Source organism: Desulfitobacterium metallireducens DSM 15288, from assembly GCF_000231405.2.
GTDB classification, from domain to species: Bacteria; Bacillota; Desulfitobacteriia; order Desulfitobacteriales; family Desulfitobacteriaceae; genus Desulfitobacterium_A; species Desulfitobacterium_A metallireducens.
In genome coordinates this window covers 3,077,429-3,100,137 of the sequence record NZ_CP007032.1, presented here as the reverse complement: position 1 = coordinate 3,100,137, position 22,709 = coordinate 3,077,429, and the positions used below count along the sequence as shown (strand labels likewise).

At 43.1% G+C, this 22,709-nt stretch carries 25 protein-coding genes; 23 read left to right on the top strand and 2 right to left on the bottom strand.

What is annotated here, in order from left to right:
- Nucleotides 1-109 precede the first annotated feature (109 nt).
- The 15 genes from atpF to DESME_RS14785 all read left to right on the top strand — a co-directional run bounded on the left by atpF (nt 110) and on the right by DESME_RS14785 (nt 13,813).
- A complete protein-coding gene (gene atpF / locus DESME_RS14855; protein WP_006716807.1) occupies nt 110-604 on the top strand; it encodes a F0F1 ATP synthase subunit B in 495 nt (164 codons plus the stop codon).
- The gene (locus DESME_RS14850; RefSeq protein WP_006716808.1) at nt 598-1,134 is read left to right on the top strand and encodes a F0F1 ATP synthase subunit delta; all 537 of its coding nucleotides are present in this window, start codon (nt 598-600) and stop codon (nt 1,132-1,134) included. The genes atpF and DESME_RS14850 overlap by 7 nt, the downstream gene beginning before the upstream one ends.
- A gap of 46 nt (nt 1,135-1,180) precedes the next feature.
- Nucleotides 1,181-2,689 (top strand): F0F1 ATP synthase subunit alpha, encoded by a 1,509-nt coding sequence (atpA, locus tag DESME_RS14845; protein ID WP_006716809.1) that lies wholly within the window; start codon nt 1,181-1,183, stop codon nt 2,687-2,689.
- A gap of 20 nt (nt 2,690-2,709) precedes the next feature.
- Entirely contained in the window at nt 2,710-3,555 is an 846-nt protein-coding gene (gene atpG / locus DESME_RS14840) for an ATP synthase F1 subunit gamma (protein WP_006716810.1), read from the top strand.
- Nucleotides 3,556-3,590: 35 nt separating this feature from the next.
- Nucleotides 3,591-4,988, top strand: a complete 1,398-nt coding sequence (gene atpD, locus DESME_RS14835) for a F0F1 ATP synthase subunit beta (RefSeq protein ID WP_006716811.1) — start codon at nt 3,591-3,593, stop codon at nt 4,986-4,988.
- A 2-nt stretch (nt 4,989-4,990) separates the two neighbouring features.
- Entirely contained in the window at nt 4,991-5,401 is a 411-nt protein-coding gene (locus DESME_RS14830) for a F0F1 ATP synthase subunit epsilon (RefSeq protein WP_006716812.1), read from the top strand.
- A gap of 204 nt (nt 5,402-5,605) precedes the next feature.
- Nucleotides 5,606-6,274, top strand: coding sequence for a hypothetical protein (locus tag DESME_RS14825; RefSeq protein ID WP_006716813.1), 669 nt, complete (start codon nt 5,606-5,608; stop codon nt 6,272-6,274).
- A 97-nt stretch (nt 6,275-6,371) separates the two neighbouring features.
- Entirely contained in the window at nt 6,372-7,622 is a 1,251-nt protein-coding gene (gene murA / locus DESME_RS14820; protein WP_006716814.1) for a UDP-N-acetylglucosamine 1-carboxyvinyltransferase, read from the top strand.
- Between the two features lie 147 nt (nt 7,623-7,769).
- Complete coding sequence (spoIID, locus tag DESME_RS14815) at nt 7,770-8,720, top strand: stage II sporulation protein D (protein ID WP_006716815.1); 951 nt, start codon at nt 7,770-7,772, stop codon at nt 8,718-8,720.
- Between the two features lie 102 nt (nt 8,721-8,822).
- Nucleotides 8,823-9,437 carry a murein hydrolase activator EnvC family protein gene (locus tag DESME_RS15505; RefSeq protein ID WP_006716816.1) on the top strand — a complete coding sequence of 205 codons (615 nt, stop codon included), beginning with the start codon at nt 8,823-8,825 and terminating at the stop codon, nt 9,435-9,437.
- 114 nt (nt 9,438-9,551) lie between these two features.
- The gene (spoIIID, locus tag DESME_RS14805) at nt 9,552-9,800 is read left to right on the top strand and encodes a sporulation transcriptional regulator SpoIIID (RefSeq protein ID WP_006716818.1); all 249 of its coding nucleotides are present in this window, start codon (nt 9,552-9,554) and stop codon (nt 9,798-9,800) included.
- 157 nt (nt 9,801-9,957) lie between these two features.
- Nucleotides 9,958-10,944, top strand: a complete 987-nt coding sequence (gene mreB / locus DESME_RS14800; protein ID WP_006716819.1) for a rod shape-determining protein — start codon at nt 9,958-9,960, stop codon at nt 10,942-10,944.
- A gap of 127 nt (nt 10,945-11,071) precedes the next feature.
- A complete protein-coding gene (locus DESME_RS14795) occupies nt 11,072-11,815 on the top strand; it encodes a WecB/TagA/CpsF family glycosyltransferase (RefSeq protein ID WP_006716820.1) in 744 nt (247 codons plus the stop codon).
- A 110-nt stretch (nt 11,816-11,925) separates the two neighbouring features.
- Nucleotides 11,926-12,630 carry an RNA polymerase sigma-I factor gene (gene sigI / locus DESME_RS14790; protein WP_006716821.1) on the top strand — a complete coding sequence of 235 codons (705 nt, stop codon included), beginning with the start codon at nt 11,926-11,928 and terminating at the stop codon, nt 12,628-12,630.
- Between the two features lie 4 nt (nt 12,631-12,634).
- Nucleotides 12,635-13,813, top strand: coding sequence for an anti-sigma factor domain-containing protein (locus DESME_RS14785; protein ID WP_006716822.1), 1,179 nt, complete (start codon nt 12,635-12,637; stop codon nt 13,811-13,813).
- Nucleotides 13,814-13,832: 19 nt separating this feature from the next.
- Here the strand turns inward: DESME_RS14785 and DESME_RS14780 are convergent, their stop codons facing one another.
- Nucleotides 13,833-14,951, bottom strand: a complete 1,119-nt coding sequence (locus DESME_RS14780) for a glycosyltransferase (RefSeq protein WP_006716823.1) — start codon at nt 14,949-14,951, stop codon at nt 13,833-13,835.
- 144 nt (nt 14,952-15,095) lie between these two features.
- Here DESME_RS14780 and fabZ point away from each other — a divergent pair, with 144 nt between their 5' ends.
- The 3 genes from fabZ to DESME_RS15500 are packed head-to-tail and all read left to right on the top strand — an operon-like array spanning nt 15,096 to nt 17,805.
- Nucleotides 15,096-15,536: a 3-hydroxyacyl-ACP dehydratase FabZ gene (fabZ, locus tag DESME_RS14775; RefSeq protein ID WP_006716825.1), complete on the top strand. Its 441-nt coding sequence runs from the start codon at nt 15,096-15,098 to the stop codon at nt 15,534-15,536.
- On the top strand, nt 15,533-17,359 hold the full coding sequence (locus DESME_RS14770; protein WP_006716827.1) for an O-antigen ligase family protein: 1,827 nt from the start codon (nt 15,533-15,535) through the stop codon (nt 17,357-17,359). The genes fabZ and DESME_RS14770 overlap by 4 nt, the downstream gene beginning before the upstream one ends.
- 35 nt (nt 17,360-17,394) lie before the next feature.
- Complete coding sequence (locus DESME_RS15500; protein WP_006716829.1) at nt 17,395-17,805, top strand: hypothetical protein; 411 nt, start codon at nt 17,395-17,397, stop codon at nt 17,803-17,805.
- Nucleotides 17,806-17,879: 74 nt separating this feature from the next.
- Here the strand turns inward: DESME_RS15500 and DESME_RS14760 are convergent, their stop codons facing one another.
- Nucleotides 17,880-18,236: a DUF2680 domain-containing protein gene (locus tag DESME_RS14760; protein ID WP_006716830.1), complete on the bottom strand. Its 357-nt coding sequence runs from the start codon at nt 18,234-18,236 to the stop codon at nt 17,880-17,882.
- Nucleotides 18,237-18,379: 143 nt separating this feature from the next.
- Here DESME_RS14760 and DESME_RS14755 point away from each other — a divergent pair, with 143 nt between their 5' ends.
- The 5 genes from DESME_RS14755 (at nt 18,380) to DESME_RS14735 (ending at nt 22,702) form a co-directional block, all read left to right on the top strand.
- The gene (locus DESME_RS14755) at nt 18,380-18,667 is read left to right on the top strand and encodes a DUF5316 family protein (RefSeq protein ID WP_006716832.1); all 288 of its coding nucleotides are present in this window, start codon (nt 18,380-18,382) and stop codon (nt 18,665-18,667) included.
- A gap of 38 nt (nt 18,668-18,705) precedes the next feature.
- Nucleotides 18,706-19,395: a DUF1287 domain-containing protein gene (locus tag DESME_RS14750; protein ID WP_006716835.1), complete on the top strand. Its 690-nt coding sequence runs from the start codon at nt 18,706-18,708 to the stop codon at nt 19,393-19,395.
- Nucleotides 19,396-19,579: 184 nt separating this feature from the next.
- The gene (locus DESME_RS14745; protein ID WP_006716838.1) at nt 19,580-20,542 is read left to right on the top strand and encodes an anti-sigma factor; all 963 of its coding nucleotides are present in this window, start codon (nt 19,580-19,582) and stop codon (nt 20,540-20,542) included.
- A gap of 93 nt (nt 20,543-20,635) precedes the next feature.
- Nucleotides 20,636-21,685 carry a glycoside hydrolase family 113 gene (locus DESME_RS14740; RefSeq protein WP_051414037.1) on the top strand — a complete coding sequence of 350 codons (1,050 nt, stop codon included), beginning with the start codon at nt 20,636-20,638 and terminating at the stop codon, nt 21,683-21,685.
- A gap of 171 nt (nt 21,686-21,856) precedes the next feature.
- Nucleotides 21,857-22,702: a VanW family protein gene (locus DESME_RS14735; RefSeq protein WP_006716842.1), complete on the top strand. Its 846-nt coding sequence runs from the start codon at nt 21,857-21,859 to the stop codon at nt 22,700-22,702.
- Nucleotides 22,703-22,709 lie beyond the last annotated feature (7 nt).

The window sequence follows — 22,709 nt, the reverse complement described above, 5'->3', positions numbered from 1 at the left end:
GAATTGGGCTTGAGTCTTAAGTCCCAGCCCGTCAAAACAAGGGGGAACGGATCGTTCCCCCTTGTAAAAATCATTCATGGATGGACTAGACTTGAGAGGGGGGTAAACTGTGAATCCCATATCGTTTGATTGGACGCTAGTCGCCCAAATCATATCTTTCCTATTACTTGTATATATTCTTAGACGGTACGCGTGGAATCCAATCATGAATATGATGGAAGAACGTCGTAACTTCATTGAGTCTAATATCGCTCAAGCAGAAAAAGAACGCCAGCAGGCTGAACAAATAAAACGTGAGTACCAGGAAGAAATGCGTAAGGCACGTCAAGAAGCTCAAGAAGTTATCGCGAAAGCGACGAAATTGAGCGAAGAACGGTCTGCGGAGATCTTGGCAGAAGCTCATGTAGAGGCTGAAAAGATCAAAAAATCGGCCCTCGCCGACATTGAACGCGAACGTGACTTGGCTGTTGCCCAAGTAAAGGCTCAAGTTGCCGATTTATCGGTTGCTGTCGCCGAAAAGATTATTCGCAAAAACTTGGATGTCAAAGGTCAGGAAGATCTCATTGAGCAATTTATTCAAGAAGTAGGGGAATTGCCATGTTAAAGGGAGCTTTAGCCCGCCGGTATGCTCAGGCCTTATTTGAATTAGCTGAACAACAAGATCTGAATCAAATAGAGACCGAGCTTGACCAGCTTATAGGTTTAATAGAAGAGAATGCTGAGGTTGCGCATCTCCTTTATCATCCGCATATTTCCTTGACCGAGAAGAAAGAGATTATGGACAAGCTCTTTTCTGGAAGCTTGAGTGACACGGTTCGCCGCTTTTTCTATTTACTTATCGATAAGAGAAGAGAAAACTTGCTTCCTGATATTCAACGGGAATTTAAGTTGCTTGCAGATAAAGCGCGAAACATTATCGAAGCTAGGATATCGAGTGCTGCGCCCTTGAGCAAAACTCAAGAAGAACGTTTGCATAAGGAATTGGTCCGGATTACCGGAAAGAATGTACGCATGGTCAAGGAAGTCCGTCCCGAACTCATCGGTGGCGTAATCGTTCAAATTGGTGATCGGGTCATGGATGGAACGGTGGCCTACAAGCTTTCTCAGATTCGCCTAAGCTTAGGCCGAGCCTAAACCGGGAGTTTTTGAAGACCTCAGAAAATAGGGGTGAAAAGACAGGATGAAATTACGTCCAGAAGAAATAAGTTCAATTATCAAACAGCAAATCGAACGTTATGATAATGTGGTTGATGTTATGGACGTGGGTACTGTTATCGAGGTCGGTGACGGGATTGCCCGCGTTTATGGATTGGAAAAGGCAATGGCTGGTGAACTCCTAGAATTCCCTAACGGAGTTTATGGAATGGCTATGAACCTTGAAGCCGATAATATTGGTTGCGTTATTTTGGGTCAGTTTATCAATATTAAAGAAGGCGACCCCGTCAAACGTACAGGACGGATCGTTGAAGTTCCGGTTGGCGATGCCATGATTGGCCGCGTTGTCAACGCTTTGGGTCAACCGATTGACGGAAAAGGGGAAATTAAGACCGATAAATTCCGACCGATTGAGTCCCAAGCTCCAGGTGTTGTTTATCGGAAATCAGTCCACGAACCCCTGCAAACAGGGATTAAATCGATCGATGCGATTGTGCCGATTGGTCGAGGTCAGCGGGAACTGATTATTGGTGACCGGCAGACAGGAAAGACGGCAGTCGCTGTTGACGCGATCATTAACCAAAAGGGACAAGATGTGATCTGCATTTATGTCGCAATTGGCCAAAAGTCCTCGACAGTAGCTGGAGTTCTTAAAACACTTGAAGATCATGGTGCGATGGATTACTCCATTATTGTTTCAGCACCAGCCTCCGAACCTGCACCGATGCTTTATATTGCACCTTATGCAGGCTGCGCTATCGGCGAGGAATTCATGTATAACGGTAAGCATGTTCTCATCATTTATGATGATCTTACGAAACAAGCTTCTGCTTATCGTGAATTGTCTCTGCTGTTAAAACGGCCACCCGGACGTGAGGCTTATCCCGGAGACGTTTTCTATCTTCATTCCCGTCTCTTGGAACGTTCCGCTAAACTTTCTCCTGAACTTGGCAGTGGCTCGATGACAGCTTTGCCGATTATTGAGACTCAAGCGGGTGACGTTTCAGCGTACATTCCTACGAATGTTATCTCGATTACCGATGGTCAGATCTTCTTGGAGACGGATCTGTTTAACTCAGGTTTCCGTCCGGCTATTAACGTGGGTATTTCTGTATCCCGTGTTGGTGGTTCGGCACAAATCAAAGCAATGAAGCAAGTCGCTGGGCAATTACGACTCGACCTTGCTCAATACCGCGAGTTGGCAGCTTTCTCTCAATTCGGTTCTGACTTAGATAAAGTAACGCAAATGCGTTTAGGCCGTGGTGAACGGACGATGGAAATTCTGAAACAAGCACAATATCATACCATGCCTGTTGAAGAAGAAGTCGTTGTCATTTATGCTGCCGTTAAAGGCTTAATTGATGATATCGCTGTCGATCAGATTGGTCGCTTTGAACAAGAGTATCTTCGGTTCATGCGCTCAGTGAAAGCTGACATCTTAACGCAAATCCGTACTGAGAAGAAACTATCGGATGAGTTAGATGCTGAGATTGCCAAATCGATTAGCGAATTCAAGCAAGGATTTCTGATCTAAATGGGGGGTAGGTGAACGAGGTGGCAAGTATACTTGATATTCGTCGCCGGATCCGAGGCATCAGCAATATGGAGAAGATCACCAAAGCCATGAAAATGGTGGCGGCTGCTCGGTTGCGCAAATGCCAGGAAAGGGTTGTCGCTGCCCGACCTTATACCCGTCAAATGCATGAAATATTAGCTCGTCTAGCCCAAAATCAGGAGGAGGCTACTCATCCTCTTTTGGAAAAACGAACCGTGCAAACAGTGGGATATGTGGTCATTACCTCTGATCGGGGACTTTGCGGTGGCTATAATGCGAACATAATCCGGATGACCAAAAATGTGCTCGCCGAAGAAGAACATGAGGCGAAACTTATCGTAGTCGGACGTAAGGGAAGAGATACTTTTCGGCATGGAAAAGTTGAGATGCTTTCTGAATTTATAGGTATAGGGGATTTTCCCTCATATGGCCTTGCCAAGGAGATTGCCCAACAGGTTATTCGCGCTTATAGCGAGGGTGTCTTTGATGAAGTCTACCTCGTTTATAATGAATTTATCTCAGCAATCAACCAGCAACCCAAACAAATCAAAATCTTACCGATCGAACAACCTGAGGGTCAGAGCGGTAAAGAGTATATTTTTGAACCCTCGTCAGAGGAGATTCTGAATACCTTGCTTCCAAAGTATGTGGAAACAGCAGTTTTCCGTACTTTATTGGAAGGAAAAGCAAGTGAAATGGGATCAAAAATGACGGCGATGGGTGCAGCATCTGATAATGCTAAAGAATTGATTGATAGTTTGACACTCCAGATGAACCGTGCGCGTCAAGCGGCGATTACGAAAGAAATCACCGAAATTGTCGGTGGAGCGGCTGCCCTTGAGTAGCTGCTGTAAATTCCCAAAAAGGAGGACTCTCGCTTGTGAATATCGGTAAGATAGTACAAGTCATGGGGGCGGTAGTTGACGTTGAATTTGCTCCCGATCAACTGCCAAGAATCTACAATGCAGTACTGATACAGGACCCTGAGAAGAAAATCGATATCACCCTAGAGGTGGAGCAGCATTTAGGAAATGAAATCGTCCGTTGCGTAGCTATGTCCTCAACAGATGGTTTGCAGAGGGGTATGGAAGTCAAAGATACGGGTTTACCTATCACTGTTCCCGTGGGTCCAGAAACTCTGGGACGGATGTTCAATGTATTAGGTAAACCGATTGATAATGGCGCTGAAGTCCATGCAGCAACGAACAATCCAATCCATCGCCCAGCACCTTCCTTTGTGGATCAAGATCCTTCGACCCAAATGTTGGAAACGGGGATTAAGGTTATTGACTTGCTCGCTCCCTATGCCCGAGGCGGTAAAATTGGTCTTTTTGGCGGTGCTGGCGTAGGCAAAACAGTACTGATTCAGGAGCTCATTAATAATATCGCGATGCAACATGGCGGACTTTCTGTCTTTGCTGGCGTTGGCGAACGGACCCGTGAAGGAAATGACCTTTGGAATGAAATGAAAGAGTCCGGGGTTATCGATAAAATGGCCATGGTTTTCGGCCAGATGAATGAACCCCCGGGTGCACGTTTGCGGGTGGGTCTGTCAGGACTGACTATGGCTGAATATTTCCGTGACATTCAGCATCAAGACGTTCTGCTTTTCATTGATAACATTTTCCGGTTCACTCAAGCAGGATCTGAAGTGTCTGCTCTTCTAGGACGGATGCCTTCAGCGGTTGGCTATCAGCCGACATTGGCTACCGAAATGGGTGCTTTGCAAGAGCGGATTACATCGACTCGAGATGGATCAATCACTTCTGTTCAGGCTATCTATGTTCCAGCCGATGACTTGACTGACCCAGCCCCGGCTACGACTTTCTCGCACTTGGATGCGACGACGGTTCTTAATCGGGCGATTTCCGAGAAAGGGATCTATCCGGCAGTTGACCCTCTTGATTCAACATCACGGATTCTTTCTCCCTTAATTCTTGGAGATGAACATTATAATGTAGCGCGGGATGTCCAGCAAATCCTACAAAAATATAAAGAATTGCAAGATATTATTGCTATTCTTGGGATGGATGAGCTTTCTGAAGATGAAAAACTGATCGTGGGTCGTGCTCGTCGGATTGAGCGCTTCCTGTCTCAACCGTTCCATGTGGCCGAAATCTTCACTGGATCTCCTGGTAAATATGTACCGATTAAAGAGACGATCCGAGGATTCAAGGAGATTGTTGAAGGGAAACATGATGATCTTCCTGAGGCAGCCTTCCATATGGTCGGAACAATTGAAGAAGCTATTGAAAAAGCCAAAGTATTGGGGGCATAAACATGGCTGGTACATTTACTTTCCATGTGGTTTCTCCTGAAGGTAACGTCCTTAAAGAAGAGATTGAATTTGTTGTGTTACCAGGGGTAGATGGAGATCTCGGGATTTTGCCGAACCATGCTCCAATGATTGCGGCATTAGATACGGGAGTGGTTCACTACACTGTGAATGGCAACAAAAAGAAGTTAGCCATCTCTGGGGGATTTGTGGAAGTCTCTGAGAATAAGGCGACAGTGCTCGCCGATACAGCAGAATTTGCAGAGTCTATTGATGTCCAACGTGCCCTAGAGGCTAAAGCAAGAGCTGAAAAACGCTTGCTTCAAAAAGCCCATGATACAGATATGAAGCGTGCAGAATATGCACTGCGTCGAGCAATTACAAGGCTTAATGCTGCAGATGGTAAGAATGACTAACTAAAAATTAACAAATAGCGCGATAAATCGACTTGAGATTTATCGCGCTATTTTTATGCATTCTACAATTAAAAACGTATCCATAAAAATATTAATTATCGCTATGGTAAGACGTTAACTTTTTCGTGCTTTGGCAACACTAATTCTGTAGGCTAATATATATGAAATGATTTCAACATACCATGGAGCGAGAGGAGAATTAACTTGACGAATCGTAACGTTCGTTTATATATTATGGGATTCATATTCATTGTTTTAATAATTCTGATTGATTTGGGCTATGAAGCAAACGGAGTGATTGCTAGCAGGCAACAGAAAAACATTCCCCCCCTATTACTCAACTCAGGGTTAGTAGAAGTCGCTGAAGCAGAAGTCGAAGTTGTATTTTGGTTCGGGGAGGAACGTAGTGATTCAGCATCTTCCTTTCTCCAAGAGCAGATACGATCTCAATCTGGATGGAGATGGGAAATTCATGGAGTAGAGATTCAAGCAGCAAACTGGACGCAGGGTTTAGATTCGAAACAATCACTCACGGTTTCAGGTTATCGTCATCTTAATGCATTAGAAGAAGCAGAGATATGGACTTGGTTTAAGACTATGGCAAAAAAGGTTGAGCTAGAAGGTGGAAAAGCCTATTTTGACGAACGAGTTCGAGCTGGAATAGATGGGGAGACCTATCTCCGTCGCAATAGTTTTGAACCTAAGCAAGTGGCCTTTTCAGGGACGACTTCATCGATTGCAGGTTGGCAAGACGGTTTCTTTCCGGAAGTTAAAGCGGGAGAAGACTCCGTAAATATTCAACTTCTCACGCGAAGTACATCTCAAGGAGCGATGACGGTCTTAGCAGTACCCGTCCTATTGGAAGAATTTTAAAGTAGCAAACTTTGTATAATTAGCAGGAAAAACGAGTGTAGAGGGAGAATAAATGCAAGTCAAGGTATGTTAAATCGAAAAGGGGGTGCTTCAACACTTGAGTAGACTAATTGTTACTGGCGGAAATTCTTTAGAAGGAACGATTACCGTCAGTGGAGCTAAAAATGCAGTTCTGCCAATTATCGCGGCCAGCTTGCTGTCACCTGAGCCTTTGCGAATTGATGATGCTCCGCATCTATTGGATGTTGATGTGATGTGCGAAGTTATTAGTTCTTTTGGATCTCAGGTTAAGCGGGTAGGATCGCAGTTATTCATAAATACGTCTGAAATTACAGAAATTCAAGCACCACATGAGTTGGTCTCAAAAATGCGAGCCTCGATCGTAACAATGGGTCCTCTGCTTGCAAGGACAGGTCATGTACGGATTTCACATCCGGGTGGTTGTGCTATTGGATCACGCCCTATTAATTGGCATTTAAAGGGACTTGAAGCTTTAGGGGCAGAAGTTCGGATGGAACACGGCTTTCTTGATGTCAGTGCCACTGTTTTAAAGGGCACTCGAATTTATCTCGATTTTCCGAGCGTAGGAGCCACAGAGAATATCATGATGGCTGCGGCCGGAGCTGAAGGGACAACACTCATTGAGAATGCAGCACAAGAACCTGAAATTGTTGACCTTGCGAATTTCCTTAACCAAATGGGGGGGAAAGTTCGTGGCGCAGGGACCAGTGTGATTCATATTGAGGGGGTCCGAGAATTTCATGGTGCAAATCATACGGTAATTCCTGATCGGATTGAAGCGGGTAGTTACCTATTAATGGCTGCAGCGGCGGGTGGGGATGTCCTCGTTCAAAACGTAATTGCAGATCATAATAAACCTCTTCTTGCTAAGATGAGTGAAGCAGGAATAGACTTCCGAGAAGAAGATGATGGAATACGAGTTCGAGGAAATGGACATTATCACGCTGTAGATATTAAAACCCAGGTCCACCCCGGTTTCCCAACCGACCTTCAAGCTCCTTTCTTAGCACTTCTCTGTACAGCGCAAGGGACAGGAATGGTGACAGAAACTGTTTTTGAAAACCGTTTTATGCATGTTGATGAACTTAAACGCATGGGTGCAGATATTAAAATCGAGGGCCGAAGTGCAATCGTGCAAGGAGTTGAACGCTTGACTGGAGCACCAGTGAAGGCTACAGATCTCCGAGCCGGTGCGGCTTTGATTTTATCAGCATTGACGGCAGAAGGAGAAACTGAGATCTCTGGGGTGGAACACATTGACCGAGGATATGAAGATATAGAAAATAAGCTCAACAGAATTGGAGCTAATATTCGCAGGATGGCCTAATGAGGTATTATAAAAACTTTTAAAATGTGATTTTTTTAGGGGAGCACACGAGTGCTCCTTATTTTTATCCCCTCATTGACAGTCATATTGCCTCTTCAGCAAGCATAAGGTTTAGCAAAGCTTGTACTGCAGAGAGGAGGAAGACCTTTGAAAAAAGAAGGGATAACCATCCTAGTGCTTTCATTGATTATTATCTTCTTAATTCCTTGGTCAATTATGCGCTGGCAAAAGGAGGAGATTCCTTTAGGAGACTTTAATATTCGAGTGAAAATGCCAGGTGGAAATGTTGAAACTCTTGCTTTAGAAGAATATTTGGTTGGAGTTGTTGCAGCAGAAATGCCGGCAGAGTTTGATAGTGAAGCATTGAAAGCTCAAGCTGTAGCGGCTCGAACCTATGCTGCCAAACAGATCAGCCGGAGATCAGATTCAGATCAAGGCTATGATGTGGATACGACAGTTCAGACTCAAGCCTGGCTTACGGATACTCAAATGAAAGTGAAGTGGGGATGGTGGGGTTATTGGCGTTATCATAAACCAGTTTTAGACTCAGTCGAAAGCACAAAGGGTCAAGTTCTTGTTGCTAATGGTCAATACATTGATGCCTTTTATCATAGTAGCAGTGGACGCAAACCAACTGAACGGGCGGAAGAAGTCTGGAGCTCCTCAAGGTTATATTTGCAGAATGTGGAATCTGGAGAAACGAATCAAACCCGTTTTGTTAAAACTTATACGTATACTCCGAACGTACTCTATCAAAAACTCGGAATTTCTCAAACGCCCCAAAACTTTAAAGCCTCAGACTTTGCAATTATAAGTCAAACCACAGCCGGGCGAGCAAAGGAAGTTCGTGTTTTAGGTAAAGTTTTTACAGCCCCGCAACTACGAACCCTCTTAGGACTAGCATCCACAGATATCGAATTTACGATTCAGCCTGAGGAAATTCAGCTTAAAACCTATGGAAACGGACATGCTGTGGGAATGTCCCAGTACGGAGCGAATGATTTAGGAAAGGCAGGAAGTACTTATTCAGAAATTCTTAGTCATTTTTATCCCGGAACACAAATACTCGCATTAAGCAAAGGGAATCAAAACCCCTGATTTAACTCCGGTTCGTCTAAAAGAAGGCAGATTAGGAAAGGATATTCTTAGAACGATTGTTCTTATATATGCTTTCATAGAGTGGCGAAAGGGAGTATTTTTATGAAGTTGCCAAAGGGTTGGAAAATGGGGGCCGCCTATTTCGTTATGATATTGATTTTGGGTTTGACCGCTTTAACGTATGGATTAGCAAGATTAGAGTTAATGCCAAAGGGGCAGGAAGTAGTGGCTCAGGGTAACGATCAGACGAAAGAAGGATCATTGAAGCTCGATTTGGGCAATCCAGTAAAAACCGAGGATCAAGGAGGAAATAAGAGCCAAGTTAAAATATCGTTGGAGGATTTTCCAAGCCCTGTTCGAGTTGAACCGCTTCGCGGGGTAGAAAATTATTTTTCCGAAAATGTAAATGCTTATCTTTTCCATGCAGGCAGAGATTATCCACTGGTCGAAGGAGCCGTGATCAGGGCTACTCACGGAGGAAAAGTGACTTTTGCAGGAGCTGACCCGATTTTAGGTCAGAAAGTCGAGATCGATTGTGGCGAAGGTTGGCGTGTGGTCTACGGAGGACTAGACAATTTAAGAGTTCAACAAGGTGAAATAATTGAAAATAACACTGTTTTGGGCCAAATTGGGTATTATTCCGGAGCGGATGGAATAAATGATCGAACCCAACTTCATTATGAAGTTTGGAATGGAGATCAGGCACAGGCAGAATAGCATAAAAATTGCATATACATGATTTACCAGAGGAAGACGTCCGTGAAGGATGTCTTTTTTAATTTTCACTGCATATAAATGTATAAAATTCGGGGTACAGAAGGAGGGCTCAGCGTGCAAGAATATATCCGCAAGCGGGTACTCGACATTGGAAATTACATTATGGAATCCAGTGCCACAGTTAGGCAAACCGCTGATGTTTTCGGCGTTTCGAAGTCTACCGTACATAAGGATGTAACAGAGAGGCTGCCTTTAATTAACGAGAAGTTGGCGATGGAGGTTAAACAGATTCTAGAAAGTAACAAAGCAGAGCGTCATATACGAGGCGGGGAAGCGACACGGAAGAAATATCAAGAGAATTAATAATTAATGGTTGAAATTTAGAAAAATGGGTTATTACTTAAAGGAATTAGGAGATTTTCATCGAATAAGATAATGTGGTATATTATGTATAATCTCCCTTTATGGGAGATTGTACTTTTACTTATATGGGCAAAAGAAGAAAGGGGTACCGCCAAGAATGTTCGGAATTGATTTAGGAATTGACCTAGGAACAGCAAGTGTTTTAGTCTATGTAAAAGGAAAAGGAATTGTTTTACACGAGCCTTCGGTGGTAGCTATTGATAAGAACACAAATAAGCGAATCGCAGTGGGTGAAGATGCTCGGATGATGTTGGGACGGACTCCTGGTAATATTGTCGCGGTTCGTCCAATGCGCGATGGTGTTATCGCGGATTATGTTACAACGGAGCTTATGCTTAAGTATTTTTTGGAAAAGGCAGGCGCACGGAAATTTCCATTTTTTAAAACACGTGTGGTGGTTTGCATTCCTTCTGGTGTCACTGAGGTTGAGGAGCGTGCAGTTAAACAAGCAGCTTATCAAGCAGGAGCAAGACAGGTCAAAGTCATCGAAGAACCTTATTCGGCAGCGTTAGGTGCAGGACTGGATATTGCTGGACCTGCGGGGAACATGGTTGTTGATATTGGGGGAGGAACATCCGATATTGCGGTTCTCGCTTTAGGGGGAATAGTAACCAAACGAAGTCTTCGCGTGGGCGGCGATAAATTCGATGAAGCGATCATTCGTCATATTCGTCGTGAATATAATTTAATGATTGGAGAGCGTACGGCAGAAGAAGTCAAAATTGCTGTAGGTACTGCGATTCCTGAAGGCCGTCCTGAAAATGCAGAAATAGATGTGCGTGGGCGTGACCTTGTTACAGGATTACCCAAAACAGTTACGGTGAATTCCAAGGAATGTTACACCGCCCTCGAAGAATCAGTGGAAGCTATTGTTAGTGCAGTAAAAGAGGTTCTCGAGCATACTCCGCCTGAACTTTCAGCGGATATATTGAATAAAGGGATTGTTATGACTGGCGGGGGATCGATGGTTTATGGATTTGATATTCGATTGTCTAGAGAGACGGGGTTACCTGTTAGTTTAGCTGAAGATCCCATTTCTTGTGTTGCGTTAGGAACAGGGAAGGTTTTGGATCATAGTTTTTAAGAAGCAGTTTAGAGCTTAGGCACATGGACTAAAAAGAAAATGAAAAGACCCGAGGTAAGAGCTTCCTCTAAAGTAATCTTTCAGAGGAAGTGATGCCCTCGGTTCTTTTTTACAAGGAGAGAGTAAAGTGCGAGTCGAAGTCCTTGGAATAAAAATCGACGATTACTCAATGCAGGAAACGGTAATACATATTCAGGAGGCCGTCGAGAAAAAGGAGCAGACCTGGGTTGTCACAGCGAATCCAGAACTTATTTTTGCGGCAGGGGCAGATGCCAGGCTAAAGCAATTGATTAATAGGGCGCAACTCGTGACTCCGGATGGAGTCGGGGTGGTATGGGCAGCGAATCGACTAGGTCATCCAGTGCCTGAGCGGGTAACAGGGATAGATTTGCTCGAATCTCTATTTCCAATTGCTACAGAAAAAAAATGGCGGATTTTCTTTCTAGGGAGTAAACCGGGGGTGGCGGAGCTTGCAGCCCGTAAAGTGGCTGAACAATATCCGGGTGTAGTATGGCAAGCGCAACATGGTTACTTTCAACTCGAAGAGCAACCGGAAATCACTGAGAAAATTCGCGAATTTAAACCCGACCTTTTGTTGGTTGGCTTGGGTGCACCACGTCAGGAATTCTGGATCGCATCCCATCTGGATTTAGCGACGGTCAGTATTGGTGTAGGCGGAAGCTTTGATGCTTTGGCTGGACTGAATAAGCGCGCTCCTCAATGGATCCGAGATATTCATCTAGAGTGGTTTTATCGACTACTGAAACAGCCGCAGCGGTTGAGAAGGCAAATGGTATTGCCTAAATTCGCCTGGCGAGTGGTTAAGCAAGGAAAGGACGAAGGAAAGTCGCATACGCGTCGATCGAGGTAAAACCGACTAAAGCTAAAAAAATAAACTAAAAAATAATAAAAATGAATTTTAAGTTTAAACCGACTTAAAAAGCTAACTTAGAAACGTATTGATAAACAGGAGGATGAAAAATGCCTGAGTGGGAACTGGGATGGCCATGGCAAAAGATTAAAGATGAGCCTTTGGTCAGGGAGGATTTCTTACAAGAGTCCCAACCCTTTATTCGTCATGTCACCAATCAGGTCTGTCATCGAATTTTGGATTGGGGCAGGGATGAAGAATTATCAGAAGCTCTGATCGCCTTTAATGAAGCCATTGATCATTATGAGGAAGAGCGAGGCGTTCCCTTTTTAGCGTATGCTCGCTTACTTATTAAACGTCGACTAATTGACTATTACCGACGGAAAAAGTCACGGGAAGCCTTGCCACTGGATCAGGAAGATGTAAATCAAGCGGTAGAGATTCATCTGGGTTTGAATGAATTTCGTGAACGGGAGCAGAATCAGGAACGGGCAATGGAGATTCAAGAATTTGCGAAGGCTCTTGCTCAGTATGATTTAAAGTTTAACGACTTAGTAGAAGTTTCCCCAAAGCATAGAGATACTCGAGAGACACTACTTCGAGTGGCTAGAATTTTAGCTAATGACTCGGAATTATGGGACTTTGTTGTAAAAAGAAGAAAAATCCCAATGCGTTCTTTAGCCTTGAAGAGCCAGGTCCATCCCAAGGTTTTAGAACGGGGAAGAAAATTTATTTTAGCGGTGGCGGTTTTGATCGCAAACCAACATGATTTTATCTATTTGCGTGAATATGTACTTCCAAGTCAAAGGGGGTGAAGGAATGAAGCAACTGAAGGCTGTCGTCTTAGACAAAAAGGGCCCAATGGTTACGGTTTTGGCATCTGATGGATCTTTTCAGAAAGTCCGTTATCGGAAACCGGTTGAGGTTGGAGCCGAAATTGAAATCGCAGAAATACAGCAACAGCAACCGTTGTGGCGGGTTCTGGCGAGTGTTGCAGCTATCTTCCTTATCACTTGGATTGGCTCAATGAGTTGGAACTTCTATCAAGGAACAACTGCTGTGGCTATGATTTCAGTTGATATTAACCCCAGACTTCAACTGACTTTAAATCGGGAAGGCCGTGTAATTCAGTCTGAGGCTCTTAATTCAGATGCTGAACAAGTATTGGCGGGTCTAGAATTAAAGGGGGAACCCTGGAATCAGGCTCTTGAAAATATTATCGGGCAAGCCGTTACGCTTAACTATCTGAATCTAAACCATGATTGGGTATTAGTTGGATATTCACCCGTAAAAGCGGGGGAGGCGGCCCCAAAGGGGATAAATCCAGACGATATTGCTCAGAAAATTGAAATTGCAGCTCAGGCAGAAGGGATAGCCCCAAAGGTTGCAGTATATCAACTGGGCGCAGAAGAACAGACACAAGCCAAAGAGCAAGGATTAACTTTAGGTGAATATGCGTTGATTAACACGGCTAAAGACGCTGGAATTCAAGTCGATGCCAGTACTGTGAAGAGTACGAATGAACGAGTGAATCTTCTCGAACAGCCAAAAGTTCAGAAACAGATGGTTATACAGAATCATATTAAACAAATTTTCAATAATATAGAAACTCCAACGGAAGATAATAATCCATTGATCAATACTCTAGAGAACCAACCTAATACTCATGCTCAGTCTCAGTCTCAGTCTGGAAAGAGCACTGCCAATCCTTCGAACTCTTCTCAAAAAGAAAGTGGAAAAAAGGAGCAAGGTAAAACAGAGGAGAATGGGACAGGAGTTCAGGCTAAATTAGAAGAGCAGGCTAAACTAGAAGAGCAGGCTAAACTAGAAGAGCGGGCTAAACTAGAAGAGCAGGCTAAACTAGAAGAGCAAGCTAAACTGGAAGAACAGGCTAAACAAGAGGAACAAGAAAAGTTGAAGGAGTTAAAGAGCGAGGAAGAGAGTGATAATAGTGGGACTCCTCAATCCAATATAATTAGTGAAGTTAAAAGTCAGTAAAGTATGACTTGCCCCTATTTTAACAGAGAATTTCTTCATAGAAGTTCTCTGTTTTTTGAATCATATGGTCAATATTAAATGATTGCCAACGGTTAAGGCTGGATTGTACGAGCTGCATAGCGAGCAAAGGCTGAGTAAGCAGGGTTTCACATGCCTCTGCTAGAGCACAGGAATCTGCAGGAGGAATGAGAAGACCATCCTGACCGTCGCGGATGACTTCGGGGATACCGCCGACACGGGTGGCTACGATGGGGAGATGAGCTTGCATTGCCTCAAGTAGAACGAGTCCCATTCCTTCACTCAGTGAAGGTAAAATGAAGAGATCCATTGCGGGAAGCGTTTGATAACCATCAGGAATAAAGCCAGGAAGAGTATAGGGAATACCGGAATTTTTGAGTTTCTCTTCAAGGGTCGAGCGGAGTGGACCTTCACCTACAAGGAGTACATGGAGGTTAGGAAAGTGAGGGAGAAGTTGAGCAGCAGTATCGATTAAAGTTTCAAGTCCTTTGGTCGGATGCAAGCGTGCGATGCTCCCAAGAACAAGCGCATTATCGGGGATCTCCCATTGTTTACGGTAAAGGGTTCGCTGATTTTGCCGATAGGTTTTGTTTCCCAGCTGAGGCAACGGCTGAATACCGTTATAAATTGTATGGAGGTTTTTGCCTCCACGAGAAGCTACTTCACAAGATAGGGCTTCAGAAACGGTGATTATCCCTGAAGTAAGGGGTAAGGTGAGACGATCCAGTCCAAGAGCGACAAGGGCGGCTTTAGGGGAGAGATAGTCCTTGCTTAAGGAGCTGTGATAGGTACTAACTACGGGAATTTTGGCTCTACGTCCAGCCAAACGTCCAAGAAGATTAGCTCGCGAACCATGGGTGTGAATGAGGGCGATTTTCTCTTTACGAAGTTTAGCAAGGAGACCCGGGAGAGGGGAAAGATCGAGGGCATGTTTCATCGGAAAGCGAAGCGTAGGAATTCCTAACTCCTCTGTTAGGCGGGCGAAGGGTCCATCAATAAGACAGCCAGAGCTGAGGTTGAAACGAGCTGAATCTAATTCTTGGAGAAGGGTTAAAACGTGTTGCTCAGCTCCTCCAATTTCTCCGCCCCCGATCAATTGTAAAATATGGTAGTTTTCCACCCCGAATCCTTCCCTTCTTGCTTAAACTTCGATATACTAAAGACAATCTATAGAGATGAATACAATACTCGCAGGTTCAAAATTAAGTATGTATTCTCATCATAGGGAATAGTATTCTGATATGCAAGTCTAGGAGGAAATCAAATGCTCGACAGCAAAGAAATTCAAGCGATAATACCGCATCGTTATCCGTTCTTATTAGTGGACCGTATCGTAGAGTTAGAGGAAGGAAAACGGGCCGTAGGGATTAAAAATGTTTCTGCGAATGAACCCTTTTTTCAAGGACATTTTCCAGGGTATCCGGTGATGCCTGGCGTACTGATTATGGAAGCACTGGCTCAAGTAGGCGCAGTTGTACTCCTTAAAATGCCCGAATATGCGGGTCATCTAGCCTTTTATGCTGGGTTGGACGAAGTTAAGTTTAAACAGCAAGTTATTCCCGGAGATCAACTTCGTTTAGAAGTGGAGCTTCTGAAAATGAGACATGGAATCGGGGTTGCTGAAGGCAAAGCTTATGTAGATGATAAAATCGCAGCGCAGGGCATTATGAAATTTGCCGTGGGACCAAAGCAAGAAAACCAATGATGGGTGAAACTTTAGATCGAGGCAGCAAAGCCAGGGACAACAATGTACGTTCCCTAGCTTTTTTCTTAGGATTTAGTGTCCTAGCGCATGGCATCTTTTTCCCTCAGGAGTGGTTATGGCTTGGAGCAGGCCTTGCTTTTGTCCTATCGTGGGAGGCCTGGAAGAGGGTAGAAATTTCCGAACTCCACGAATTAAAAGAAATTCAAATCACGTTATCGATAACCGATGGCTTGCTATTTATCCTTATCGGTCTTTCCCTATTGGGTTTATATCATCCGGTTAAACGCAGTGAAGGATTGTTGGATGCTATACGCTGGGGTATTTTATGGATGGTTTATCATCAATCTCGGGAGATACCCAAAGGATTACAACAGGAAAAAATGCTTTCCTGGATTGAAGGGATCGGTGCTTTTCTGGCGATTTTAGCATGGATTAGACCGCTTAGCCTTTGGGTTCAAGGGCAAGGACTTTTTCTTGCGGGTACACAACGGCTGTCGTCATTATTAGGCTATCCGAATGCGTTGGGGGTTTATCTGGCAACAGTGCTATTGTTGCGCCCACATTCTAAGATAATTCAAGCATTACTTTTTTTATCGTTACTGAGTACGGGTTCCCGAGCAGCAGTATTTCTATTTCTGATGGTGTGGAGTATTCGCGGGTTAATAAGGTGGCGAGTCGGAGGAATTCTTTCGAGCGTTCGCGAGGGGATATTTATAGGGATTCTCATTATTTCTGGTTTGCTTTTAACATGGGGACTTAATCCGGGAGCTCTTCACCATCTTTTCGATTGGGGAATTCAAAACTCTATAGGAGAGAGGCTACTTTATATTCGAGATGGTCTAAGATTAGCATGGGCTCATCAGGGAATGCCACAAGCAGGAGGCTGGCTAGCGTTTCCTATCGCCCAAAACATTCCTTACTGGACGACCGATCCTCATTCTACGTTAATTCGAGTCCTATTGAATCAGGGAGTTTATGGAGTATTGGCGATAATCCTTTGGACAATCCTTATTTTTAAAAAGATGGCTATGGGTAGAAAGTATAGGTATATGCATACCTCATTGCTAACACAGGAGGGTGGTAATCGGCGCCAAGAGATTTTTAGCGCACTTTTATTTTTAATCTTGCATTCGATGATTGATGTGGATTTTTTATTCGGGACGCTTGGAATATTATTTTCGATTTTATTGGGCATATTTCTTACGCAACAAGCCCAAGTTATAAGTCCGCCATATAGAGTAAGAGGTTCAAGAATAAATGATTTAAAAAGACATCTTATTTTTAAATCGATTTTTAAAAAAAATCTTCTGGCAGGATTACTCTTCTTATTTTCTGCTTTGGCTCTTTTGGGAGCCTGGGTTTATCCTCAATGGCTTGATCCGTCAAAGGCTTTAGCGCAAGAGTTAGCTGAGGTGACTGGGAATAAGCAACGCACCCTTGAAATTCTTAAGAAGAGCTTAATCGAGGATCAAACCCAGCTTAAAGTAAGGCGAGAAATTGCTGACATAGAGCTCGAGATAAAGGGAGCGAAGGGCTTAGCTGCTGCTGAAAATGTTCTAGCATGGGAAAAGTTCGATCTCCGAACCTATGAATGGATCCAAGGGAGAGTGCTTGAAGAAGCAGAAAAGCGACGAACTACAGATCCGAGTGACGCACTTATCCTTTATCAGTGGTGTGAGAGCGTGCCTTCTCGCCTAAAAGATATCGCAACGGTGAGCACTTTTGAGGGCAGGTTGTGGCCAGCTTCAGCGAACGTTCAACCTTCTGAGCTAATGAAGCTCTTAGAGAGTACGGCTAAGGATAGACAACTAACCCTTTTTTAACGTTAGACATAGTCTAGGGTTAAGGGGGGATTAACATGCGTGAATATTGGCCAATTTTAGGCATAATTTTAACAGGAACGATTTGGGGGATCAGTGGACAATGGGAGTGGATGGTTCCTAAAAGTATTGAAGAAAAAATTGTAGGGTGGAAAAGAAAATGGTATTGGTCTCAGACTATCATCAGGGTAATAAGCACTAGTCCCCTTGAAGATTTAGAGCAGTTTGCTTGGTCTTTAAAATTATCATTATCGGAGTTGCAACGAGAGCTTGGGGTTCTAGTAAGCATAGAAATTGAGTGGAAGGGACCGGAGCTGGTAGCGGATATAGCAGAGTGTGATGGGGGAGATTCTTCAAATTGCGTTCCCGAGATTAGGCAGCAGTTTTTTTCCTGCTTAAGCCGTCGTTTTCCCGAACTCTCTTGGGTAGGGCAGACAGAGTGTGATTAATAAATTAAATCCCCCAAGCTTATAAGCTGGGGGATTGGGACAAGTTCCAGTTATTAATCTGTAAGCGTACTAGATTAAGAGTTACTTGGAGAAGAACTCGTTTGGGGAGCGTCCTGAGCTTTGTGTTTGCAGTTTTTATCAAAGCCCTGACCGTGTTTCTTCCCAAAACCCGTGTACTGCCCATTAGCAAAATTCTCTTCCATCTGCTTTTGGCGTTTGTCGATAAAGGTCTTAATGTTAGCCGCCTTTTCCTTGTCGATAAGCCCTGCTTCCAGTTGTTTGTCCACCATTTGCTTTTTCAGCGTATACATTTGCTGGTTTAACGCTTTAAGCTCATCAATCTGAGTAGCATTTGGAGCGGCTAAGCACGTTCCAGCACCTAAAGTCAGAAAAGCTAATGTTAGCAAACTCACGGCAAACTTCTTCAACATGTGCACTCCTCCTCGTAAATTTTTTTAACTGGAACGTTTTTAGAATGCCCAATTTACAGGAAGAAGATTTCAGGAATCTGTCAAGATTCTGTGAATAAAATTTTATTGTCGGAGTTTTAACGAGCTGAATGGAGGAGTAAAAAATGCGTGCTTTTCTTATAGGGCTTGTAAGTGGGAGCTTAGGGTTCCTTGTTTCTTTTTTTCTCAAAGAACCGGGGTTAGTTGAGAAGGGACTTTTAATCCTTGGACTGGGTGCGCTATTACTTGCAGCGATTTTCAGTGGGGTTTTAAGCAGCGGAGATCGGGGTAGAGCGAACTATTCAGATGAAGAAGATTTTAGGGAACGTATGAATTGGTCATTGCAACTTTTCCTATTTGGTTTACCGTGTTTTCTAGCGTTCTTGGCAATATATTATCTTAATGCGAAGTGAGAATAGGTGTTTTAGTGTATTTAAAAGGAGGGGTGTCTTTGCGAAGGAAACGGGCGATGCGGCTGTCTTTTATTATTTTACTGCTAGGTGGAGTGATAAGCGTCGCTTTCATTTTTGGGAAATCTGATTTTAAAAATTCAATCCCTTTTCAGCCCTCCGTAAAAATACCAATTACAGTTTGTCCCTCCGATCAAGATGGAGATGGCTTAGATGACCTGAAAGATATTGTTACTGGGGCGAAAGCAGAGGTAGAGAGAAAGCCGCAATATCGCAGTAATTATTATCAAAAGGGGTATCCACCTGAGAATGAAGGCGTCTGTACAGATGTCGTATGGCGAGCCTTTCGTGACGCAGGTTATGATCTCAAAGGCTTAGTCGATCAAGATATTCGCTTAAATTTGAATCAATATCCTCGTGTAGGAGGTAAGCCCGATCCGAACATTGACTTTCGGAGAGTGCCTAATCTCATCTCTTTTTGTCGGCGAAATGGTCAAGAATTAACGATGGAGATTAAACCAGGCGATATAGAGAATCTAACGCTTTGGCAACCGGGTGATATTGTTACTTATGCTCCTCCTCATGAACATATCGCTGTTGTTTCTGATAAACGCCGGCCTGATGGAGTTCCTTACATTATCCATAATGCGGGGCCGATACCCACAGAGTCAGATCAATTAGAGAGCTGGCCTTCACCGATGACTGGGCACTTTCGTTTTCCACGGTTTTGATGTTTGGAATGAGGACTGAAATACGATTGGAACAAAGGAGGACTGTCTCAACAGTCTAAAAGAAAGTTTTAGGGAACTATTAGTTCTTAAGTATGAGCTGGAATTGAGTTATCGAGAGAAACTACTGTATAGACTTACCTTTATCGGGCAAGAAATGAGTTTAAACGATTATGGAGGGAAAAGAATGGATGATCATCCAATCGATGACTTCTTTGATGACGAAAAGCTGCAAGCAGCTATGCAAAAGGGAAAAAAGAAGTCGACACTAAAAATTATTCTTATTTCTGTTCTTATTGCTTTACTGGTTTTCGCAATATTACTTGTTGGTAACGCAGCACTTATGATAAAAAAGAGTAATGAAATGAATTCTTATTTAGAATACGATGTTCAGTTTACTGTACCTAACGGTTATATCAGTGAGTCCTCAGATACAATGGGCTTTTTGGGAGGAATAAGCAATTATACGATTTCACGACTTGTCGGAGATAAGCCCGTGATTCTCGAAGATAGAGTCCAGCCCTTCGGCTATGTTCCTCAATTGATACTTAATAGGGGACGTGGTGGCGGGGGACAAATAGCGGGTGAATGGCCAACTAATTATTGGGAAGAGGGTTATCGAAAGATGATTTTCTTTCACCCGGAAATAACGTATAAAGAATATAAAAATGACTTGGAACTGCTCGATCAAATCTCAGCCGATAAACTGATTGAGGTGGGGATTTCATTTGATAAACCTTATGAAATCTCTGAGATTTCGACAATCTTGCCCAATGTCAAGACGTCTTGGTATTGGATAAATGCCTTTAGAAAAAGTGATCTTGTGCAATATCAAAAGGAAGCTCGTGAATACGATGCGAAAGCGACCTTTATTTATGAATTTCAGGTCTTGGGTGTTAGTGTGAGCCCGTTCAATAGAGAGTCTGATTTTGCAGGAAGATATAGCGCTCTGCTTGATGGTTTGAAGAACAGTAAAGACCCAAGATATAATGAAGTTTATGATGAACTTATCACCCAAAACTATACTAATTATGCTAACGTTCCAATTCTTGGGGTTATCGTCTATGGTACAAAGGATGAACTCAAATCCCTCTTGGGTAATCCTCATATTAAAGCCGCTACCTTTGGGGTTATTGTGGATAAATATTAGATGCAACTTAAATTCAAAGGGATAAGGAGAAAACGGGTGGGCTATCTAAATCGAAAAAAACGGATATTTTTAAGTCTGGTTATCTTGTTGATTATGGTAATTCTCGTTAAGGGAGTCCTGATTGATGTTGTCTATGTTGATCAGCAGTACGAGAAAAAAAGAATTGTCACTCCATATGGCGAGAAGATTAAATCAGCAAATCTTTCCGTAGATTATTCGATTGAACAGGTTATGGTCGATATTGAGCAGCTTGGTCTCAATACGGTGAATGTCCCTGTGCAAATTGATATTTCTTCGTTAACAGCAAGCACGATGACTGTAAATCTTGAGAGCAAAGCGAAAGCGATTCAATTGATTAAGAAGTTGAGATATAAAGGGATCAATGTGATCTTAGAACCTTATCCATATATTCAAAACGGTGAGCTTTATGAAACTCAATTAAAACCGTCCGATATCAATGAATGGTTCTGGAATTGGAAACAAGTTGTGTTGAGCCCGTTGATTAAGGATATTGCTAAACCTTATAAGGTCTATGCCTTATGTTTAGGTTCGAACTTCGATCAGTTTGAAAATCAATATGATTACTGGACTGATGTGGCTGATTTTGTCCGGACAAATTATCAGGGACGAATTACGTATAAGACGAATTGGTGGTATACCGCTGAGTGGGATCAACAAAAAAACGAACGAATAGGGAGCTATTCGTTAAAGTTAAATAATCCGATACTTCAAAAAGTTGATTTTATCTCAGTCGCAGCTTATTTTGAATTAACGGATAAAGAAACCAATACCGTTGAGGAATTGGTAAGCTCGATATACAAAACCCCAATCTTTGACCGACATCAGAATATCTATGAGGAACTAAAGAACTTATCTGCTCAATGGAATAAACCTGTGTATTTTGGCGAACTGGGTTTTCCAAAGAGGAATAAGGCAGCGGTCCATCCCTGGAATCCTATACCTTCAACGATTGTTAATGACCAAGAACAAGCGAATGGGTTTCAAGCCTATAAAGAAGTATTTGAAAAGGAAACCTGGAATTTAGGATTTTCTGTTTTTGCAATTGGAAAAATAGATGAATTTAAAAATTATTACCCAAGTGAGCAGAGTGTAGTGATCATAAAGAGTTGGTATGAAGAATAGAAAAGCAGGAATTAGGGTACACGATCAGGAAGTAAATGTCAGAATCTTAAATAAAAGGGTTTGCATCATCGGGAAAAGCATCTAGGAAAAGCTCGATTCGCAAGCCTTTTTTATTTTAGGCTATCGGAAGTTGCTAGAGAAATCGTGAAGAGATATAAGGGGGTGAAAAGTTTGCGTAAGATAAAGAGGTTAGGATTGTCCGAACGACCGAAGGAGCGCTCAAAAGTACGCTTGTATTTTGGAAAACTTTATTTTACCTTACACCGCTATTTCTTGTGGCATTTCGGCCGAACAATTCGATATGCTCGAACATTTAGCCCTACTACAGAGAGTCTGCCCTTTCTGATTACCAAACATCAGACTCCGTTATTTCGCCAATTAAAGAATGTAGATATGGGGTTACAGACAAATAAAGTAACAAACTTAAAGTTAGCAAGTTCGAAAATGAATGGGATTATCCTAAGGCCGGGAGAAACCTTTTCTTTTTGGCGGCTCGTAGGAAAACCGACTAAAGCGAAGGGATATCTGGAGGGGATGGTTTTATCGAACGGGACTTTTCATCCGGGTGTCGGAGGCGGACTTTGCCAACTTTCTAATTTAATTTATTGGATGACTCTGCATACTCCCTTAACGGTAACGGAAAGGTGGAGGCACACCCATGATGTGTTTCCTGATTCCAATCGGACTCAGCCTTTTGCGAGTGGGGCAACGGTCGTTTATAACTATGTTGATCTGCAGATTCGCAATGATACAGAAGAAGAGTATCAGCTTTATCTGGAAGTAGGAGATAATGAGTTATTTGGGGAATGGCGATGTGGACAAAAGAGTCCCTACCAATATGAGGTGTACGAAAGAGAGCATAAGATTACCCATGAATGGTGGGGCGGTTATATGCGGCATAACGTTATTTGCCGTAAGATTTTTGATGAGCAGGCTACTGAAATAGCGGATGAAGTGATAACAGAGAACCATGCCATTATGATGTATGAACCGTTACTTTCAGCGAATGCGGAGTGAAGGATGT

Bases quoted from the DNA above. Each gene is read 5' to 3' on its own strand.
- DESME_RS14850 (WP_006716808.1), top strand. From the start codon at position 598: ATGTTAAAGGGAGCTTTAGCCCGCCGGTATGCTCAGGCCTTATTTGAA.
- atpA (WP_006716809.1), top strand. From the start codon at position 1,181: ATGAAATTACGTCCAGAAGAAATAAGTTCAATTATCAAACAGCAAATC.
- DESME_RS14830 (WP_006716812.1), top strand. From the start codon at position 4,991: ATGGCTGGTACATTTACTTTCCATGTGGTTTCTCCTGAAGGTAACGTC.
- DESME_RS15505 (WP_006716816.1), top strand. From the start codon at position 8,823: ATGAAGTTGCCAAAGGGTTGGAAAATGGGGGCCGCCTATTTCGTTATG.
- mreB (WP_006716819.1), top strand. From the start codon at position 9,958: ATGTTCGGAATTGATTTAGGAATTGACCTAGGAACAGCAAGTGTTTTA.
- sigI (WP_006716821.1), top strand. From the start codon at position 11,926: ATGCCTGAGTGGGAACTGGGATGGCCATGGCAAAAGATTAAAGATGAG.
- DESME_RS14785 (WP_006716822.1), top strand. From the start codon at position 12,635: ATGAAGCAACTGAAGGCTGTCGTCTTAGACAAAAAGGGCCCAATGGTT.
- fabZ (WP_006716825.1), top strand. From the start codon at position 15,096: ATGCTCGACAGCAAAGAAATTCAAGCGATAATACCGCATCGTTATCCG.
- DESME_RS14770 (WP_006716827.1), top strand. From the start codon at position 15,533: ATGATGGGTGAAACTTTAGATCGAGGCAGCAAAGCCAGGGACAACAAT.
- DESME_RS15500 (WP_006716829.1), top strand. From the start codon at position 17,395: ATGCGTGAATATTGGCCAATTTTAGGCATAATTTTAACAGGAACGATT.
- DESME_RS14760 (WP_006716830.1), bottom strand. From the start codon at position 18,236: ATGTTGAAGAAGTTTGCCGTGAGTTTGCTAACATTAGCTTTTCTGACT.
- DESME_RS14755 (WP_006716832.1), top strand. From the start codon at position 18,380: ATGCGTGCTTTTCTTATAGGGCTTGTAAGTGGGAGCTTAGGGTTCCTT.
- DESME_RS14745 (WP_006716838.1), top strand. From the start codon at position 19,580: ATGGATGATCATCCAATCGATGACTTCTTTGATGACGAAAAGCTGCAA.
- DESME_RS14740 (WP_051414037.1), top strand. From the start codon at position 20,636: ATGGTAATTCTCGTTAAGGGAGTCCTGATTGATGTTGTCTATGTTGAT.